Annotated in this window: 16 protein-coding genes; 8 read left to right on the plus strand and 8 right to left on the minus strand. The window is 69.6% G+C overall.

Annotated elements, in window-relative coordinates; genetic code table 11:
- Nucleotides 1-9 precede the first annotated feature (9 nt).
- From M9917_RS03535 to M9917_RS03550, 4 genes are all read right to left on the minus strand, one after another.
- Nucleotides 10-885 (minus strand): metal ABC transporter permease, encoded by an 876-nt coding sequence (locus M9917_RS03535; RefSeq protein WP_297250911.1) that lies wholly within the window; start codon nucleotides 883-885, stop codon nucleotides 10-12.
- 22 nt (nucleotides 886-907) lie between these two features.
- A complete protein-coding gene (aztA, locus tag M9917_RS03540) occupies nucleotides 908-1,636 on the minus strand; it encodes a zinc ABC transporter ATP-binding protein AztA (RefSeq protein ID WP_297250912.1) in 729 nt (242 codons plus the stop codon).
- Between the two features lie 8 nt (nucleotides 1,637-1,644).
- Nucleotides 1,645-1,794: a hypothetical protein gene (locus M9917_RS03545; protein ID WP_297250913.1), complete on the minus strand. Its 150-nt coding sequence runs from the start codon at nucleotides 1,792-1,794 to the stop codon at nucleotides 1,645-1,647.
- A gap of 128 nt (nucleotides 1,795-1,922) precedes the next feature.
- Nucleotides 1,923-3,557: an OpgD/OpgG family glucan biosynthesis protein gene (locus M9917_RS03550; RefSeq protein WP_297250914.1), complete on the minus strand. Its 1,635-nt coding sequence runs from the start codon at nucleotides 3,555-3,557 to the stop codon at nucleotides 1,923-1,925.
- A 223-nt stretch (nucleotides 3,558-3,780) separates the two neighbouring features.
- Between M9917_RS03550 and M9917_RS03555 the strand changes: the two genes are divergently transcribed.
- The 3 genes from M9917_RS03555 (at nucleotide 3,781) to M9917_RS03565 (ending at nucleotide 7,347) form a co-directional block, all read left to right on the plus strand.
- Complete coding sequence (locus M9917_RS03555) at nucleotides 3,781-4,746, plus strand: TAXI family TRAP transporter solute-binding subunit (RefSeq protein WP_297250915.1); 966 nt, start codon at nucleotides 3,781-3,783, stop codon at nucleotides 4,744-4,746.
- A gap of 103 nt (nucleotides 4,747-4,849) precedes the next feature.
- Entirely contained in the window at nucleotides 4,850-6,985 is a 2,136-nt protein-coding gene (locus M9917_RS03560; protein ID WP_297250916.1) for a TRAP transporter permease, read from the plus strand.
- Nucleotides 6,982-7,347, plus strand: a complete 366-nt coding sequence (locus M9917_RS03565; RefSeq protein ID WP_297250917.1) for a DUF1850 domain-containing protein — start codon at nucleotides 6,982-6,984, stop codon at nucleotides 7,345-7,347. Before M9917_RS03560 ends, M9917_RS03565 begins: the two co-directional genes overlap by 4 nt.
- A 103-nt stretch (nucleotides 7,348-7,450) precedes the next feature.
- Here M9917_RS03565 and M9917_RS03570 read toward each other — a convergent pair whose 3' ends face one another.
- Nucleotides 7,451-7,690 (minus strand): hypothetical protein, encoded by a 240-nt coding sequence (locus tag M9917_RS03570; RefSeq protein WP_297250918.1) that lies wholly within the window; start codon nucleotides 7,688-7,690, stop codon nucleotides 7,451-7,453.
- 139 nt (nucleotides 7,691-7,829) lie between these two features.
- On the opposite strand from M9917_RS03570, the gene M9917_RS03575 reads away from it, so the two are divergent.
- The 4 genes from M9917_RS03575 to M9917_RS03590 are packed head-to-tail and all read left to right on the plus strand — an operon-like array spanning nucleotide 7,830 to nucleotide 10,685.
- Nucleotides 7,830-9,026 carry an amidase gene (locus M9917_RS03575; protein WP_297250919.1) on the plus strand — a complete coding sequence of 399 codons (1,197 nt, stop codon included), beginning with the start codon at nucleotides 7,830-7,832 and terminating at the stop codon, nucleotides 9,024-9,026.
- A gap of 12 nt (nucleotides 9,027-9,038) precedes the next feature.
- Nucleotides 9,039-9,659, plus strand: a complete 621-nt coding sequence (gene nthA / locus M9917_RS03580) for a nitrile hydratase subunit alpha (protein WP_297250920.1) — start codon at nucleotides 9,039-9,041, stop codon at nucleotides 9,657-9,659.
- Nucleotides 9,656-10,315 carry a nitrile hydratase subunit beta gene (gene nthB / locus M9917_RS03585; RefSeq protein ID WP_297250921.1) on the plus strand — a complete coding sequence of 220 codons (660 nt, stop codon included), beginning with the start codon at nucleotides 9,656-9,658 and terminating at the stop codon, nucleotides 10,313-10,315. The genes nthA and nthB overlap by 4 nt, the downstream gene beginning before the upstream one ends.
- Entirely contained in the window at nucleotides 10,302-10,685 is a 384-nt protein-coding gene (locus M9917_RS03590; protein ID WP_297250922.1) for a nitrile hydratase accessory protein, read from the plus strand. The genes nthB and M9917_RS03590 overlap by 14 nt, the downstream gene beginning before the upstream one ends.
- 6 nt (nucleotides 10,686-10,691) lie before the next feature.
- Here M9917_RS03590 and M9917_RS03595 read toward each other — a convergent pair whose 3' ends face one another.
- Both M9917_RS03595 and M9917_RS03600 read right to left on the minus strand, forming a co-directional pair.
- Nucleotides 10,692-11,708, minus strand: coding sequence for a nickel/cobalt transporter (locus M9917_RS03595; RefSeq protein WP_297250923.1), 1,017 nt, complete (start codon nucleotides 11,706-11,708; stop codon nucleotides 10,692-10,694).
- On the minus strand, nucleotides 11,699-12,340 hold the full coding sequence (locus M9917_RS03600; RefSeq protein WP_297250924.1) for a DUF1007 family protein: 642 nt from the start codon (nucleotides 12,338-12,340) through the stop codon (nucleotides 11,699-11,701). Before M9917_RS03600 ends, M9917_RS03595 begins: the two co-directional genes overlap by 10 nt.
- A gap of 248 nt (nucleotides 12,341-12,588) precedes the next feature.
- On the opposite strand from M9917_RS03600, the gene M9917_RS03605 reads away from it, so the two are divergent.
- Entirely contained in the window at nucleotides 12,589-16,125 is a 3,537-nt protein-coding gene (locus M9917_RS03605) for an indolepyruvate ferredoxin oxidoreductase family protein (protein WP_297250925.1), read from the plus strand.
- Between the two features lie 13 nt (nucleotides 16,126-16,138).
- On the opposite strand, the gene ung is transcribed toward M9917_RS03605, so the two are convergent.
- Nucleotides 16,139-16,837, minus strand: coding sequence for a uracil-DNA glycosylase (gene ung / locus M9917_RS03610; RefSeq protein ID WP_297250926.1), 699 nt, complete (start codon nucleotides 16,835-16,837; stop codon nucleotides 16,139-16,141).
- Nucleotides 16,838-16,966 lie beyond the last annotated feature (129 nt).

A 16,966-nucleotide genomic window follows, 5' to 3' on the forward strand; every position in this document is an offset into this window, starting at 1 on the left:
ATAACGTTTCTATCTCTGGAGATGGGCGCGTGGCAAGAGGCGGCGCGCAAGCCCCTCCTGCGTGCCGAACAGGAGCGAGCCGATATAAACCGCCCCGGCGGCGAGGATGATCGAGGGCCCGGCGGGCAGGCTCGAGCCCGCCGCGAAGGACAGGACGAGCCCGCCATAGCCGGAGGCCATGCCGAAACCGGCCGCGAGCAGCAAGAGGCGGGTGATGTCGGCGGTCCAGAAGCGCGCGGCGGCGGCCGGCAGCATCATCATGCCGACGGCGAGCAGGGTTCCCAGCGCATGGAAGCCGGCGACGAGGTTGAGCACGACCAGCGCGAGGAAGGTCAGATGCACGACGCCGCCGGAGCGGCTGACCGAGCGCAGGAAGCCGGGATCGACGCATTCGAGCACCAGCGGCCGGTAAAGCGCCGCCAGCGTCAGCAGCGAGACGGTGGCGACGCCGGCGAGCAGGATCAGCACCTGGTCGTCGAGCGCGAGCACGTTGCCGAACAGCACGTGCAGCAGGTCGACCGCCGAGCCGCGCAGCGAGACGATGGTGACGCCGAGCGCCAGCGAGATCAGGTAGAAGGCGGCGAGCGAGGCATCCTCCTTGAGCACCGTCGCCCGCGCCACGGCGCCCGCGGCGAGCGCCACGGCGAAACCCGCCACAAGCCCGCCGATGGTCATCGCCGGCAGCGAGAAGCCGGCGACGAGATAGCCCAGCGCCGCGCCCGGCAGGATCGCATGCGCCATGGCGTCGCCGGTCAGGCTCATCCGCCGGAGCATCAGGAAGACGCCGATCGGCGCGCCCGAGACCGAGAGCGCGGCGACGCCGACGAGCGCGCGGCGCATGAAGTCGAATTCGGCGAAGGGGCCGATGAGGAGGTCGTAGAGCATCGGCCTTGCCTGGGTGGCGGGGTCAGGCGGCCTCGCGCCGGCAGGGGGCGGCGTGGCCGTCGAAGGCTTCGACCATGCGCCGTGCCTTGAGCAGGTTCTCCGGCGTCAGCACCGCGCCGGTCTCGCCCCAGGCGATGGCCTCGCGCGCCAGGAGCAGGGTCTGCGGAAAGGCTTGCCGCACCGTCTCGATATCGTGCAGCACGGCGATGACCGTGCGGTTTTCGCCATGCCAGCGCCGCACCAGTTCGAGCAGGTCGGCGGTGGTGCGCGCATCGATGGCGGTGAAGGGCTCGTCGAGCAGGATCACGTCGGCGTCCTGCAGCAAGAGCCGCGCGAACAGCGCCCGCTGCATCTGCCCGCCGGAGAGCGTGCCGATCGGCCGGCGCTCGAAGCCGGTCAGCCCGACCGCCGCGATGGCGTGCTCGATCTTGTGAGCGGCGCCGATGCGCCCGAAGATGCCGGCCCGGTTCCACAGGCCCATCGCGACGAGATCGTAGACATGGATCGGGAAGGAGCGGTCGAGATCGGCCGATTGCGGCAGGTAGGCGAGCCGCTGGCCCCGGCCGAGCGCGATGCTGCCCGAGAGCGGCGAAAGCGCGCCGGCGATGCCCTTGAGCAGGGTCGACTTGCCGGCCCCGTTCGGCCCGACGACCGCCGTCAGGCTGCCGGCCTCGATCCCGCCGGAGAGATGATGCACCGCCGGGTGGCGGTCATAGCCCAGCGTCAGGTCGGTCAGGCGGATGGCGGGCATGACGCTCCTCACAGGATCACGCTGAGCGTCGCCAGCCAGATGAGGGCGACGACGGCGGCGGCGAGCCCGAGCCGCGCCCCCGCCGACAGCCGCAGGAGCGACCACCCCGGCCCGTCCGGGGCGGCGCGATGCGTGTGATGGGCGTGCGCATGGGCCATGAGAAACGATATAATGTTACGCACGTGCCGGAGCAAGCGCGATTCCGCAGCCTCCGCCGATCATGCGCATCATGCGTCATTCCGGGTTCTTCGCTGACGCGAAGCCCCGCAATGACGAGGGCTGGCTCTCAGAACGGCAGGTACTGGTAGAGCCAGGTCTCGGTCAGCACCGTGTCGCCGGCCTTGAGATAGCAACGCATCTCGACCGGCTCCCTGCCGGCGACGGTGAGGTCGAACTGGGCCCGCCAATGGCCGGGGACATCGTCCGGCACCGCTTCCGTGAAGACGTAGGAGAAGCTGCCGCGCGAGGTCGAAAGCACCACCTCGGGCTTCGCGCCGAAGGGAATCGTCGTCAGCGCCGGGCCGAGGAACTCGACCATGAACTTGCGCACGCCCTCGGGGCGCGACGTCCCCGGCTGGCCGCCATTGCCCAGCCGCGTCGCGACGACCCGGCCGAGCTCGGTCGGAAAGGGCTCGTCGTCGAGCCAGTGCAGCGTGTAGCGGAATGCGTAGGCGTTGCCGGCGCGCGCGGGGGCCTCCGGCACCCACATCGCGACGATGTTGTCGTGGATCTCGTCGTCGGTCGGGATCTCGACGAGCTGGACGGAGCCCCGGCCCCAGCCCCCCTTGGTCTCGACCCAGAGGCTCGGCCGGCGCTCGTAGAACACGCCGTCGAGATAATGCCCGATGTCGCGGTCGCGCTGCATCAGCCCGAAGCCGCGCGGATTGTCGTCGACGAAGGCCGAGGCCATGGTCTGCGGCGGATTGTTGAGCGGGCGCCAGGCCCGTTCGCCCGGCCCCGTCCAGAGCGAAAGCCCGTCGGAATCATGCACCTCGGGGCGCCAGTCGATGGCCGTCGGCTTCGCGGTTTCCGAGTACCAGAACATCGAGGTCAGCGGCGCGATGCCGAGACGCGCGACGTCCTTGCGCAGGTGAAGCGCGGTCTCGATCTCCATGGTGACGCCCTTGCCGCGGTGCATGCGGAAGCGATAGGCGCCGGCGAGGCTCGGTCCCGAGAGCAGGGCGTAGACCACGACGTATTCGGCGCCCGCCTGCGGCGTCTCGAGCCAGATATGGGTGAAATCGGGAAATTCCTCGGCCTTGCCCGCAACCGCCGGATCGATCGCGATGCCGCGCGCCGACAGCCCATACTGGTAGAGCTCGCCGATGGCGCGGAAATAGGAGGCGCCGAGGAAGGCGACCCAGTCGTTCGTCTTCCAGTCGAGGGGCTTGCCGTCGCGACCGGGATGGCCGCTGCGGCTTTCCTGGAAGCGGAAGCCGGCGAAGCCCGCCCCGGCCGGCAGGTCGCGCGCCGGCGAATCGGCCGGCATCTCGAACTCGTCCGCCTCGTAGACGATCTCGCGCGCCCTGCCGTCCGCGACGACATGCATCCTGACCGGCTTGTAGAAGAAGCGGCCGAGATGGAAGAAGGTCACCGGCCACGGCGAGGGGCCGTCAGCCCACAGCGCCTCCTGCGGCTTGAACCTGATCTTGCCATGGGCGTCGTAGTCGATCCGCTGGATCACCTCGGGGCGCGGACTGGGCGGCTCCCGATAGGGCTCGGCGGCAAGCGCCTTCGCCCGCGCCTTCAGCGCCTCGAAGTCGAAATCTTGCGCCTCGCCGAGCTTCAGCCCCTGCCGGGCCAGCGCATCGGGCGTGAAGCCGAGCGCGGCGAGCGTCGCCGTCGCGCCCGCGCCTGCCAGGAGAGTTCGTCGATCGAGGCTAAGGCTGCGGTGGCTGCCCTGCGAGGCGCTGTCGTCCATGCGGTTCCCGGTCGTTGGTTCAGCAGATGCGGCCGTTCCGCCGGGAGAGGCGGAGACGGCCGCAAAACCGCAGATAGGTGCTCGATTGCGGCGAAACCAGCCCCGGCCTTGGGCTAAAGGCGGAGGAAAGGCTGCCGCCTGGCGCTTTCCCTTTGCGGTTCGGCATGCTCTAAAACGCGACCAACCGGTCGTTCGAGCCGGAGCGCATCGACAGGGAGAGACCATGAAAACGCTGTTCCGCGGCCGCCTCGCCGGCTTCGCCGCCGCCGTCGCGCTCGCCGTCGCGCCCGTTGCCGCTAGCGCACAGGAGTTCATCAACATCCTGACCGGCGGCACGTCGGGCGTGTATTATCCGATGGGCGTCGCGCTCTCGAAGATCTATGGCGAGAAGATCCCGAACGTCCGGCCGACCGTGCAGGCGACCAAGGCGTCGGTGGAGAACCTCGTGCTGCTCCAGCAGGGCCGCGGCGAGATCGCCTTCACGCTCGGCGATTCGCTCGACGCCGCCTGGAAGGGCGACGAGGAGGCCGGCTTCAAGGCGCCGCTGAAGAAGCTGCGCGGCATCACGGCGATCTATCCGAACTATGTCCAGATCGTCGCCTCGAAGGAGAGCGGCATCAAGACGCTGGCCGATCTAAAGGGCAAGCGCCTCTCGGTCGGCGCGCCGAAATCAGGCACCGAGCTCAACGCGCGGGCGATCCTCGCCGCGGCGGGGCTCTCCTACAAGGATCTCGGCAAGGTCGAGTACCTGCCCTTCGCCGAATCGGTCGAGCTGATGAAGAACCGCCAGCTCGACGCCACGCTGCAATCGGCGGGCCTCGGCGTCGCCTCGCTGCGCGACCTCGCGACCTCGGTCGAGATCAACGTCGTCGAGGTGCCCAAGGCCGTGATCGACAAGGCCGGCCCGCCCTTCATCAGCGCCCCGATCCCGGCCAACACCTATACCGGCCAGACCGAGGCGGTGAACACGGCCGCGGTGGTCAACTACCTCGTCACCCATGAGGGAGTGAAGGACGAGCTGGTCTACCAGATGACGAAGAACGTCTTCGAGAACCTCGGCGAGCTCGCCGCCGCCCACGCCGCCGGCAAGCAGATCAAGCTGGAGAACGCGCTCGACGGCATGCCGGTGCCGCTGCATCCGGGCGCGGCGCGCTATCTCAAGGAAAAGGGCCTGAAGACCGGCTCCTAGCAGGACGCTTCGCGCTTCCGGAGAAGCGCCGGCCGTCCCGGGCTCGCCAGCGATCGCCCGGGACGGCCGGCGCGTTTGACGACGCAAGCTTCAAGGCACGGCCATGACCCAGGAAACCGACCAGTTGGAAGCCCTCTCCGGCGCCAGGCCGGGCGAGGTCGAGCATGCCGACCTCGACAATTTCGAGCACGGCTTTCCCTCGGGCTTCGGCCCCGGCGGCTGGGGCGTCTTCGCCTATGGGCTGGGGCTCGCCTTCGCCACCTTCCAGATCGCGATCTCGGCCTGGAACTTCCTGCCGAGCCAGGCGGCGCGCGGCGTCCATGTCGGCTTCCTGCTGCTGCTCTCCTTCGGCCTCGTCGCCAATTTCCGGGCCAAGGACACGCCGGGCCGGCTGCTGGGCTGGGGGCTCGGCATCCTCGGCTTCGGCGTCGGCGTCTACCAGTGGATCTTCTATGCCGACCTGATCCTGCGCGACGGCGACCCCTCGACGCTCGACCTCGTCGTCGGCACGCTCCTGATCGTGCTGATCTTCGAGGCGGCGCGGCGCCTGATGGGCAACGCCCTGCCGGTGATGTGCGGCATCTGCCTGCTCTACTGGTTCCTCGGCCAGTACCTGCCCGCGCCCTTCAACCATCGCGGCTACGGCTTCGACCAGATCATCGGCCATCTCTCCTTCGGCACCGAAGGCTTCTACGGCACGCCGATCTACGTCTCCGCGACCTATATCTTCCTGTTCATCGTCTTCGGCTCCTTCCTCGAGAAGGCCGGGATGATCCACCTGTTCAACGACGTCTCGCTCGGCATCTTCGGCGGCGCGCGCGGCGGCCCGGCCAAGGTCGCCGTCGTCTCCTCGGGGATGATGGGGATGATCTCGGGCTCCGGCGTCGCCAATGTCGTCACCGTCGGCCAGTTCACGATTCCCCTGATGATCAAGTTCGGCTACCGGCGCGCCTTCGCCGCCGGCGTCGAGGCGACCGCCTCGATGGGCGGCCAGATCATGCCGCCGGTGATGGGCGCGGTCGCCTTCATCATGGCCGAGACGCTGGGCGTGCCTTATGCCGAGATCGTCAAGGCGGCCGCGATCCCGGCGATCCTCTATTTCGCCTCGGCCTTCTGGATGGTGCATCTGGAAGCCGGCAAGTACGGCCTCAAGGGCATCGAGCGCGCCATGCTGCCGAGCCCGCTCAAGGCCCTGCGCGAGCGCTGGTACCTCGCCCTGCCGCTCGCCGTCCTGGTCTTCATGCTGTTCCACGGCTTCACTCCGCTCTTCGCCGGCACGATGGGCCTGGCGCTGACGGTCGGCCTCCTGCTCGGCGCCGGCATCACCGCCGGCTTCAGCACGCAGACCTTGCGCATCATCTTCTGGGTCGGGCTCGGGCTGACCTCCGCCGCGCTCTTGCGCGAGGGCATGGACATCCGCATCGTCGCCGGGCTGATCGCCGTGCTGATCCTCGCCAACGCCTTCACGCTCGGCGGGCGCGCGACGCTCGCCATCAGCCGCGACGCGCTCGCCGACAGCGCCAAGACGGCGCTGCCGGTCGGCATCGCCTGCGCCATCGTCGGCACCATCATCGGCCTGATGACGCAGACCGGCATCGGCACCACCTTCGGCGCCTGGATCATCGGGCTCGGCCAGTCCAGCCTGTTCCTGGCGCTGATCCTGACGATGATCCTGTCGATCCTGCTCGGCACCGGCATCCCGACGATTCCGACCTACATCATCGTCGCGGCGCTCGCAGCACCGGCGCTGGAGAAGCTCGGCGTGCCGCTGATCGTCAGCCACATGTTCGCCTTCTACTACGGCATCATGGCCGATCTCTCGCCGCCGGTGGCGCTCGCCGCGCTGGCGGCCGCGCCGATCGCCAAGGAAAATCCCGACAAGATCGGCTGGGAGGCGATGCGCGTCGCGCTCGCCGGCTACGTCATCCCCTTCATCGCGGTCTATTCGCCGGCGCTGATGCTCCAGCCGGGCGATCCGGTGGCGGATATCGTCGGCTTCTGGCCGGCGGTGGTCTACGCCACCTTCAAGGCGGCGATCGCCATCGGCCTGTTCGGCATGGTCGCGATCGGCTGGCTGTTCGGCAGACTCTCCGCGCTCGAGCGTATCCTGTGCTTCGGCGCGGCGGTGCTGCTCTTCGGCGAGTTCGCCTATAGCGACCCGCTCGGCTACGCGCTTTCCGCCGCGATCGTGGCGCGGCACTGGTTTTCGATGCGCAAGGCTGAGGTCCAGCCGGCATGAGCCTGTGCCTTGCGGCCGGCGCGCTCGTCGTGGCGCTCGGCCACAGCGAGATCACGCTGGGCTGGCGCCATTCGGTGCAGAAGACGCTGTGGGAGGAGGTCTGGCGGCAGACCCCCGCCGGGCTCGAGATCGTCGAGGCGCGGATCGAAGGCTCGGGCGCCGGCATGGACCCGCCCGAGGGCGCCAGGCTCGTCGCCGGCTTCTGGCGCTGGCATCCGGCGCTGCCGCCGCTGCAGGAAGTGGTGATGCGCCGCTCGGGCGCGACCGCCGACTGGCGCCTGTGCGCGGCATCGGGCTGCCGGCCGATGGGCGACTACCTGCCGGCCGATGCCGACCCGGTCACGCTCAAGATCTGCGACTAGAGCATTTTCGAGCGAAGTGGACACCGGTTCGCGTGAAGAAAATGCGATAAACAAGGACCTGGAGCAATTTCGCGATTCGGAGAATCGCGGAATCGCTCCAGGCTCAGTCGACCTCGGTCAGATGCTCGATCTTGAGCATGCGGCGCATCAGGTTGACCATGCCGTAGGCGGCGAAGACCGAGAAGATCGCCATCATGATGTATTCGAAGATGGCGCCGAGATCGAACAGCCCCGCCAGCGCCCAGCCGGCCGCCAGCGCCACGCCGAAGAGCTCGACGGCGATCAGGATCCCGAAGGAGGTGACCATGATCAGGTTGCGCCAGTTGGTGTGCCGTCCGGCCATGCTGTCCTTCCCTGGCCTGCTCCGCCAGAGGAGCGTCGCGCCGGCCATGCCTCTAGCGGAGCCTGCCGCTCCATGCAACAAAATCGCGCTTCGGCAGCGGCCGCCCATGAGGCGGCGACGCCAGGGGACCTGACGCCAGATGACCTTCGACGACCCGTTCCGCTGCTTCATCCCCTATCCCGACGCGCCTGTCAGGCATGCCGCGGCGGGGCCCCTCGCCGGGCTGACGCTGGCGGTGAAGGACCTGTTCGACGTCAAGGGCTATCCGACCGGGGCGGGCTCGCCGCTGGTCATGGCGCAATCCGGCATCAAGGACAAGACGGCGCCGATCGTGAAGGATCTGCTCAAGGCCGGAGCGCGCTTCGTCGGCAAGACGCATACCGACGAGCTCGCCTTCTCGCTCAATGGCCAGAACGCGCATTTCGGCGCGCCGATCAACCCGGCCGCGCCGGAGCGCATCGCCGGCGGCTCCTCCTGCGGCTCGATGGCGGCGGTGGCGGGGCGCCTCGCCGATATCGCGCTCGGCTCCGACACCGGCGGCTCGGTGCGCGCGCCGGCGAGCTATGGCGGCCTGTTCGGCATCCGGCCGAGCCATGGCCGGCTCTCGCTGAAGCGCGTCTGGCCGCTGGCGGAAAGCCTCGACACGCCGGGCTGGTTTGCCCGCGACGGCGAGGTTTTCGCACGCGTCGCCAACGTGCTGTTCGGGCCGGACAAGACGGAATTGCCCGAGGCGCCGCGCCTCATCATCGCCGACGACATGTTCGCCGAGGCCGTGCCCGAGGCGGAGACGATCCTGCGCAATGTCGTGCAGCGAGCGGTGCCCGCGCTCGGCCAGCCCGAAAGCGTCCGGCTCGCGCGCGATCACGACGCCCTCTACTGGGCCTTCCGCCGCATCCAGGGGCGCGAGGCCTGGGCCTCCGACGGTGCCATGATCGAGCGCTTCGACCCGCCGCTCGGGCCGGGCGTCAGGGAGCGCTTCGCCTTCGCCAAGACCGTCACGGCGGCCGACTATGCCGCGGGCGAGGCGGTGCGGAAATCCGTCCGCACGAAGCTTGCCCGCCTCCTCGGCCGGGACGGGGTGGTGATCCTGCCGACCATGCCGGACATCGCCCCGCTGATCGCGACGCCCGAATCGGAGCTGGAGGATTTCCGCAACCGGGCCTTGCGGCTGCTCTGCCTTTCCGGGCTCACGGGCTTCCCGCAGGTGACGATTCCCGTGGCGCAGCGCGAAGGCGCCCCGCTCGGCCTGTCGCTGATCGGGCCGAAGGGCTCCGACCGCTCGCTTACCGCCTTCGCCGTGCGCTACGAGCGCGCCCAGCGCATCCGGATCGCCTGAGAGGACCCCGCCATGAGCGGACACCACCACGACCACGCCCACGACAACCATTTCACCGCCGTCGAGGCGCGGGTGAAGGCGCTCGAGACGCTGATGGTCGAGAAGGGCTATGTCGATCCGGCCGCGCTCGACGCCATCATCGACACCTACGAGACGAAGATCGGCCCGCGCAACGGCGCCCGCATCGTCGCCAGGGCCTGGACCGATCCGGCCTTCGCCGAGCGGCTGAAGGCGGACGGCACGGCGGCCGTGGCGGAGTTCGGCTATGGCGGGCGCGGCGGCGAGCACATCGTCGCCTGCTTCAACACGCCCGAAGAGCACAACCTGATCGTCTGCACGCTGTGCTCCTGCTATCCCTGGCCGGTGCTGGGGCTGCCGCCGGTCTGGTACAAATCGCCGCCCTATCGCGCCAAGGCGGTGATCGACCCGCGCGGCACGCTCGCCGATTTCGGCGTGACCCTGCCGGAGGGCCAGCGCATCCGCGTCTGGGATTCGACGGCCGAGACCCGCTTCATCGTCATCCCGATGCGGCCCGCCGGCACCGAAGGCTGGAGCGAGGAGAAGCTGGCGAGCATCGTCTCGCGCGATTCGATGATCGGTACCGGCCTGCCCCGGCCGGAGGACGCGCCATGAACAGCGCCCACGACCTCGGCGGCCAGATGGGCTTCGGCCCGGTCGTGCCGGAGCCGGACGAGCCGGCCTTCCACGGCGACTGGGAAAAGCGCGTGCTCGCGATCAACGTCGCCGCCGGCGCCATGGGCGCCTGGACGATCGACGAGATCCGCCATGCCCGCGAAAGCCTGCCGCCGGCGCAGTACCTCTCCGCAAGCTATTACGAGATCTGGCTCGCGGCGCTCGACAAGGTGCTGGTCGGGCACGGCTTCCTGACGCCGGACGAGCTCGCCAGCGGCAAGCCCGGCCCGCAACGCCGCGAGCCGAAGCGCGTGCTCAAGGGCGAGGAGATCGCCGGCGTGCTCGCCCGCGGCTTCCCCTATGAGCGGAAAGCCGAGGCGCCGGCACGTTTCAAGGTCGGGGACCGGGTGCGGACGATCGTGATGCACCCGCAGCACCACACCCGCCTGCCGCGCTATGCCCGCGGCAAGGCGGGCGTGATCGAGCGCGTCACCGGCTGCCACGTCTTCCCGGATACGGGCGCGCAGGGGCTGCCCGAGACGGCGCAATGGCTCTACACGGTGGTCTTCGACGGCCGTGAGCTCTGGGGCCGCGACGGCGACCCGGCCTCCACCGTCAGCATCGAAGCCTGGGAGAGCTATCTTGAGCCGGCCTGAGCTCGATCTGGCAGCGCTCGCCGCCGGGACGCCGATCCCGCGCGATGCCGAGGGCCCGGTCTTCGCCGAGCCCTGGCAGGCGCAGGCCTTCGCGCTCACCGTCGCCTTGCAGAACAGGGGCGTCTTCACGGCGCAGGAATGGGCGCAGGCGCTCGGCGCCGAGATCCGCGAGGCGCTGAGCAGCGGCGGCTGCCGCGACGGCTCGGATTATTACGAGCGCTGGTGCGAGGCGCTGGAGCATCTCCTGATCGCCAAGGGGCTCGCCTCGCATGACGGGCTCGATGCCCTCGCCGCCTCCTGGGCGCGCGCCGCCGAGGCGACGCCCCACGGCAAGCCGATCCGGCTGGAGAACGACCCGCTCCGGGGCTGACGCGGCTCAGCTTCCCATCCCGCCGAGCCAGAGGCCGGTGAACAGCGCCGCGCCCAGCACGGCGACGAAGGCGGCGGCGAGGAGTTCGAGCCCGGCGATCAGCCGGGCGGCGCGCAAGCCCCCGCCGCTTGCGAATTTCAGCGCCGCGAACTTGAAGAAGACCGCGAAGGCGGCGAGCGCCCCGGTGGTGAGCGCCGTGCCCAGCGCCATGGCGAAGGTCGCGGCGACGCCGGCCCCGAACAGCCCCTGCGAGGCGGCGAAGACGAGGATGATCAAGGCCCCGGCGCAGGGCCTCAAGCCCGCCGCCAGCACCACGCCGGCCATGTCGCGCCAGCCGGAAAGCCGCGCCACCCGCTCGGCATCGGGCAGATGGACATGGTCGCAAGTCCCCGGATCATGCGCGGTGCCGCCGCCCAGCGCGACCAGCGCGCCCGCCTTGCGCCAGAGCATCAGGAGGCCGACCAGCGCCACCAGCAGGAAGCTGCCCTGCTCGATCACGCCGGTCGCGGCGTTCATCTGCATCGCCGTCGTCCGCAGCAGCAATGTCGCCACCGCCACGATCGCGATCGCGACCAGCGCCTGCAGGATGGCGGCGGCGAAGCTCAAGGCCAGCCCCCGCTTCAGGCTGCGGTTGTCGGCGAGGATATAGCCGGAGATCACCGCCTTGCCGTGGCCGGGGCCCGCCGCATGGAAGACGCCGTAGCCAAAGGAGAGCCCGAGCAGCCCCCAGAGCGCCCCCGGCACGGTGGCGATCGCCTTCAGCGCCGCCGTCAACTCGCGGTAGAAGCTCGCCTGCCAGGCGATCAGCAGCGCGCCGATGCCGGTCGCGGAGGGCAGCGCCTCGCGCGGCAGGGCCATGCCGAAGGGGTTGCGCGGGGCGGGAGGCGGCGGCGGGCTGACGCTCGCGACCAGCAGGGCGAGAAGGCTCGCCGCGCCCGCGACCACGAGCAGCGCCAGCCCCGCGACGGCGATCCGCGCCAGCAGCGGCCTCGCCGTCTCCACGGGGGCGGCCGTCACGGACATGCCACCAGCGCCCGCGTCGTGATCTCGAGCCCGCTGACGTCGGGCGTCGCGGTGATGTCGGCCTCGGCGAGCCGCTTCTGCGTGTCGTCGTCGAGCTTCGGCGGGCGGCTCACCCGCACCAGGCAGCCCTCCGGTGCGCCGGTCGTGACCACTGCGTCGGGCGCGTCGACGATATTGAAGGCGACGAAATAGGTCGGATCGCCGATCTCGATGCCGAAGGAGCGCGCCTTCGCCGGGTTCTTCAGCGGCAGCGTGTAGGTCAGCGTCAGGATCTTGCCGTCGAAGGACATGACCTCACCACCCGGCGTGCCGAATTCCTGCTTGCGGCCGTTGAGCTTGGCGGCGGTGAAGAACTCGACGTCCGGCAGCGATTCGACGTTGATCTTGGCGAGCTCGGCGAGCTCGTCCGAGCTCAGCTTGCCGTCGCCGTTCTTGTCGAGTCCCTGCGTGATATAGGCCGAATAGGCTTCGTCGAAGCTCCAGCGATGCCGGATCGCCTGCACCACGCCGTCCGGAGCGAACAGGATCTCGGCCTTCGCCTCGACGAAGACATGGGGATGCGCGCTGGCCGCGCCTGCGCCGATGACGGCGAGCAGGAGCCCGCACAGGGCCGTCGGACAAGCGCGTCGCATCACCGGCGAAAATCCTCCTAGCATCCGGCAGGCTTGAGCCGATTGTGGTTAACCGATCCTCAACGGGCGCAGCTCCCGACAGCCATCGGCGCCAAACCGGGCTAAATCGCGGCGCCCGCACCGGCCATCTCCGCAAAGCGCTGGACCGCGGCCCGAAAACTGGAATGATACCAGATCGATTGACCGTCCCCGGTCGTTATGTCAGCATTGCTGACATATTTGCCGTGGGAACGATCCGGGAGGCCGCCATGGCCGAGACAGCGCGCCCATCCGGCTCCGCGACGGGACGCTTGCGCAGCGTCGCGCTCGGCGACAAATACGATCTCGGCAAGCGCGAGGTCTTCCTCACCGGCACGCAGGCCGTCACCCGCATGCTGCTGATGCAGCGCGAGCGCGACCGCCGCGCCGGGCTCGACACCGCCGGCTTCGTCACGGGCTATCGCGGCTCCCCGCTCGGCGGGCTCGACCAGCAGCTCATGCGCGCCAGCGCGGCGCTGGAGGCGGCCGGCATCGTCTTCCAGCCGGGGCTGAACGAGGACCTCGCCGCGACCGCCGTCTGGGGCTCGCAGCAGGCGGGCCTGAGCGGCGAAGGCAAGCATGACGGCGTCTTCGCGCTCTGGTACGGCAAGGGGCCGGGTGTCGACCGCTCAGGAGACGTCCTGCGCCACGGCAACATGGCCGGCACCGATCCGAAGGGCGGCGTGATCTGCCTGATGGGCGACGACCACACCGCCGAATCCTCGACCAACGCCCACCAGACCGAATTCGTCCTGGTCGACCGGATGATGCCGATCCTCAACCCGGCCGGCGTGCAGGAGATCATCGATTACGGCCTGCACGGCTTCGCGCTGTCGCGCTTCGCCTCGGTCTGGGTCGGCATCAAATGCGTCAAGGACAACATCGAATCGACGGCTTCCGTCGACGGCTCGCTCGAGCGCGTCGAAATCGTCGCCCCGACGGATTACACCCCGCCGCCCGGCGGCCTCGGCATCCGCCGCGAGCTCGATTTCGTCGAGCAGGAACGCCGGATGCATCTTCACAAGCGCGATGCCGTGCTGGCCTATCTCAGAGCCAACAAGCTCAACCGCATCGTCACCCATGGCGGGACGAAGCCGCGCATCGGCATCGTCACCGTCGGCAAGTCCTATCTCGACACCCGCCAGGCGCTGGCCGATCTCGGCATCGACGAGGTCCGCGCCAACGATCTCGGCATCCGCCTGTTCAAGCTCGCCTGCCCCTGGCCGATCGACGCAGCCGAGCTGAAAACCTTCGCCGCCGGGCTCGACCTGATCATGGTGGTCGAGGAGAAGCGCTCGCTGATCGAGGTGCAGGTCCGCGAGGAACTCTACGGCGCCGCGCATCAGCCGATGGTGATCGGCAAGAAGGACGAAAAGGGCGACTGGCTCTTCCCCGTCCATGGCGCGCTCGATCCCAACGACATCGCCGTCGCGCTGGGCGCGCGCCTCATGCAATACCGCGACGATCCCGCCCTGCGCGTCCGGCTCACGGAGATCGCGCAGGCACAGGGCCGCCTCGCCGAGGCGCAGGAGATCGCCCGGCGCACGCCCTATTTCTGCTCGGGCTGCCCGCATAATTCCTCGACCGTCGTGCCGGAAGGCTCGCGCGCCTATGCCGGCATCGGCTGCCACTACATGGTGCAGTGGATGGACCGCGACACAGCGGGCTTCACCCAGATGGGCGGCGAGGGCGCGAACTGGATCGGCGAGGCGCCGTTCTCGAAGCGCGGCCACGTGTTCCAGAACATCGGCGACGGCACCTATACCCATTCCGGCTCGCTCGCGATCCGCTGGGCGGTCGCGGCTGGCGCCACCATCACCTACAAGCTGCTCTACAACGATGCGGTCGCGATGACCGGCGGCCAGCAGGCGGAAGGCCATCTCTCGCCCGACCAGATGGCCCGGCAGGTCGCGGCCGAGGGCGTCAGGCGCATCGCCGTTGTCACGGACGAGCCCGGCAAATATACAGCCAGCACGCAATGGCCGCCGGGCACGACGCTGCACCACCGCGACGAGCTCGATGCCGTCCAGCGCGAGCTTGCCGCCACATCCGGCGTCTCGCTCCTGCTCTACGACCAGACCTGCGCCACCGAGAAGCGCCGCCGGCGCAAGCGCGGCGCTTATCCCGACCCCGACAAGCGCATCCTGATCAACGAGCTCGTCTGCGAGGGCTGCGGCGATTGCGGCGTGCAGTCGAACTGCGTCTCGGTGCAGCCGCTGGCGACCGAATTCGGCCGCAAGCGGCAGATCGACCAGTCGAACTGCAACAAGGATTTTTCCTGCGTGAAGGGCTTCTGCCCGTCCTTCGTCACGGTGCATGGCGCGAAGCCGAAGAAGGCCGATCCGCCCCGGCTCGACGCCTCCACGCTCGGCGAGGACGCGCTGCCGGAGCCCAACGTGCCGGCGCTCGAGCGCGACTTCGCGGTGATCGTCACCGGCGTCGGCGGCACCGGCGTCGTCACCATCGGCGCGATCCTCGGCATGGCCGCCCATCTCGAGGGCAAGGGCTGCGGCATGATCGACATGGCCGGGCTCGCCCAGAAAGGCGGCGCCGTCTTCAGCCACGTCAAGCTCGCGCCCCGTCCCGACGACATCCACGCGATCCGCGTCACCGCCGGCCAGGCCGATCTCGTGCTCGGCTGCGACTTGACCGTCACCGGCTCGAAGAAGGTCGTCGGCGCGATCCGCCCCGATCGCGGCAGGGCCATCGTCAACACCGCCGAGAGCCTGCCGGGCGATTTCACCCGCAACGCCGATTTCTCGCTGCCGACGGAGCGGCTGAAGCGCGCGATCCTCGCGGCGGCCGGCCGCGAAAGGACGCATTTCATCGACGCGACCGCGGCGGCGACCGCCTTCCTCGGCAATGCCATCGCCGCCAACATGTTCATGCTCGGCCATGCCTGGCAGCTCGGGGCCGTGCCGCTCTCGCGCGCGAGCCTGCTCGAAGCGATCGAGCTCAACGGCGAGGCGGTCGCGATGAACGGCCGCGCTTTCGAGCTCGGCCGCCGCGCCGCCCATGACCCGCAGGCGCTCGCCGATCTCCTGGCGCAGAGCCGGGCGGCCACGCCGGCCCGCAGGCTCTCGCAGACGCTCGACGAGATCATCGAGCGGCGCGTCGCCTTCCTCACCGCCTATCAGAACGCGGCCTATGCCGCGCGCTACCGCCATCTCGTCGCCCGCGCACAGACGCGCGAGGCCGCGGCCGTGCCGGGCAGCGCGGCGCTGAGCGAGGCCGTCGCCCGCAACCTGTTCAAGCTGATGGCCTACAAGGACGAATACGAGGTGGCGCGCCTCTACAGCGACGGCACCTTCCGCCGGCAGCTCGCCGCCACCTTCGAGGCCGAGGGCCAGAAGCTCCGCTACGAATTCCACCTCGCCCCGCCGCTGCTGGCGCGGCGCGATCCCGCCAGCGGCTTGCCGCGCAAGATCAGTTTCGGCCCCTGGATGATGGGCGCCTTCACCGTGCTGGCGAAGCTGAAGGGCCTGCGCGGCACCGCCTTCGACCTCTTCGGCTACACTGAGGAACGCCGCACCGAACGCCGGCTGATCGCGGATTACGAAGCGCTGCTGAACGAGCTGTTGACGCGGCTTTCATCGGAGAATCACGCGCTCTCGGTCGCACTCGCCGCGATTCCGGAGAAGATCCGCGGCTTCGGCCACGTCAAGGCGCGCCATCTTCAGGCTGCGAAGGCCGAGGAGGCGGCGCTGCTCGATCAATTGCGTGAGGGTGCGCCCGCATCCTCCGGCCTGCCCCGGGCCGCGGAGTAAGGCGCGCGAGCCTTCACCAGTCGACCGGCCGCTCCCCTTGCGCCTCGAGCCAGGCATTGGCCCGGCTGAACGGTTTCGAGCCGAAGAAGCCGCGCCGGGCCGAGAGCGGCGAGGGATGCGCGCTGGCGATCACCAGATGGCGGCTTTCATCGATCAGCGGCCGCTTCGCCTGCGCCGGCGCGCCCCAGAGCAGGAAGACGGCATGGGCCCGCTCGCGCGAGACCGCCGCGATCACCGCATCCGTCACCTTTCCCCAGCCGAGCGACAGATGCGAGCCGGCCTTGCTCGCCCCTTCCCGCACGGTCAGCGCCGTGTTGAGGAGCAGCACGCCCTGCTTCGCCCAGCCGGCCAGGTCGCCATCGGCCGGCGGCGCCTGGCCCAGATCCGCCGTCCGCTCCTTGTAGATGTTGGTGAGCGAGCGCGGCAGCGGCGGCGGGCCGGCATAGGAGAAGGCGAGCCCGTTGGCGTGGCCCGGCGTCGGATAGGGGTCCTGCCCCAGGACGACGACACGGACCGCGTCGAGCGGCGTCAGCGTGAGCGCCGCGAAGATGCGTTCGGGCGCCGGCGCCACGATATGCCCGGCCGCCCGCTCGGCATCGGCCGCCGCGCAGGCGCGGGCGGCCTCGGCGCCTTCGGCGAAGACCGGCAGATCGCGCCAGCCCGCGGCCGATGGGGAAGCAAGGAAGGCGGCGAGAGCGTTCCGGCAGGACATGGGCGGCGCGGTTTCCTGACGAGCGGGAGAGCGGACGCAAGGCTAGAGCATCGGATGCGAAAAGTGGAATCCACTTTTCGAAAAATTCCGATGCTCCGACAATGAGATAGATCACCGTTACCGCGTCCG

The sequence above is a fragment of the Bosea sp. (in: a-proteobacteria) genome, from assembly GCF_023953965.1.
In the GTDB taxonomy this organism is placed as follows: domain Bacteria; phylum Pseudomonadota; class Alphaproteobacteria; order Rhizobiales; family Beijerinckiaceae; genus Allobosea.

What these genes read in the sequence shown, in the direction of transcription:
- M9917_RS03595 (WP_297250923.1), bottom strand. Translation starts at nt 11,708, where the DNA reads ATGTCCGTGACGGCCGCCCCCGTGGAGACGGCGAGGCCGCTGCTGGCG.
- ung (WP_297250926.1), bottom strand. Translation starts at nt 16,837, where the DNA reads ATGTCCTGCCGGAACGCTCTCGCCGCCTTCCTTGCTTCCCCATCGGCC.
- M9917_RS03535 (WP_297250911.1), bottom strand. Translation starts at nt 885, where the DNA reads ATGCTCTACGACCTCCTCATCGGCCCCTTCGCCGAATTCGACTTCATG.
- M9917_RS03550 (WP_297250914.1), bottom strand. Translation starts at nt 3,557, where the DNA reads ATGGACGACAGCGCCTCGCAGGGCAGCCACCGCAGCCTTAGCCTCGAT.
- nthB (WP_297250921.1), top strand. Translation starts at nt 9,656, where the DNA reads ATGAACAGCGCCCACGACCTCGGCGGCCAGATGGGCTTCGGCCCGGTC.
- M9917_RS03565 (WP_297250917.1), top strand. Translation starts at nt 6,982, where the DNA reads ATGAGCCTGTGCCTTGCGGCCGGCGCGCTCGTCGTGGCGCTCGGCCAC.
- M9917_RS03560 (WP_297250916.1), top strand. Translation starts at nt 4,850, where the DNA reads ATGACCCAGGAAACCGACCAGTTGGAAGCCCTCTCCGGCGCCAGGCCG.
- M9917_RS03575 (WP_297250919.1), top strand. Translation starts at nt 7,830, where the DNA reads ATGACCTTCGACGACCCGTTCCGCTGCTTCATCCCCTATCCCGACGCG.
- M9917_RS03555 (WP_297250915.1), top strand. Translation starts at nt 3,781, where the DNA reads ATGAAAACGCTGTTCCGCGGCCGCCTCGCCGGCTTCGCCGCCGCCGTC.
- aztA (WP_297250912.1), bottom strand. Translation starts at nt 1,636, where the DNA reads ATGCCCGCCATCCGCCTGACCGACCTGACGCTGGGCTATGACCGCCAC.
- M9917_RS03545 (WP_297250913.1), bottom strand. Translation starts at nt 1,794, where the DNA reads ATGGCCCATGCGCACGCCCATCACACGCATCGCGCCGCCCCGGACGGG.
- M9917_RS03605 (WP_297250925.1), top strand. Translation starts at nt 12,589, where the DNA reads ATGGCCGAGACAGCGCGCCCATCCGGCTCCGCGACGGGACGCTTGCGC.
- M9917_RS03600 (WP_297250924.1), bottom strand. Translation starts at nt 12,340, where the DNA reads ATGCGACGCGCTTGTCCGACGGCCCTGTGCGGGCTCCTGCTCGCCGTC.
- nthA (WP_297250920.1), top strand. Translation starts at nt 9,039, where the DNA reads ATGAGCGGACACCACCACGACCACGCCCACGACAACCATTTCACCGCC.
- M9917_RS03570 (WP_297250918.1), bottom strand. Translation starts at nt 7,690, where the DNA reads ATGGCCGGACGGCACACCAACTGGCGCAACCTGATCATGGTCACCTCC.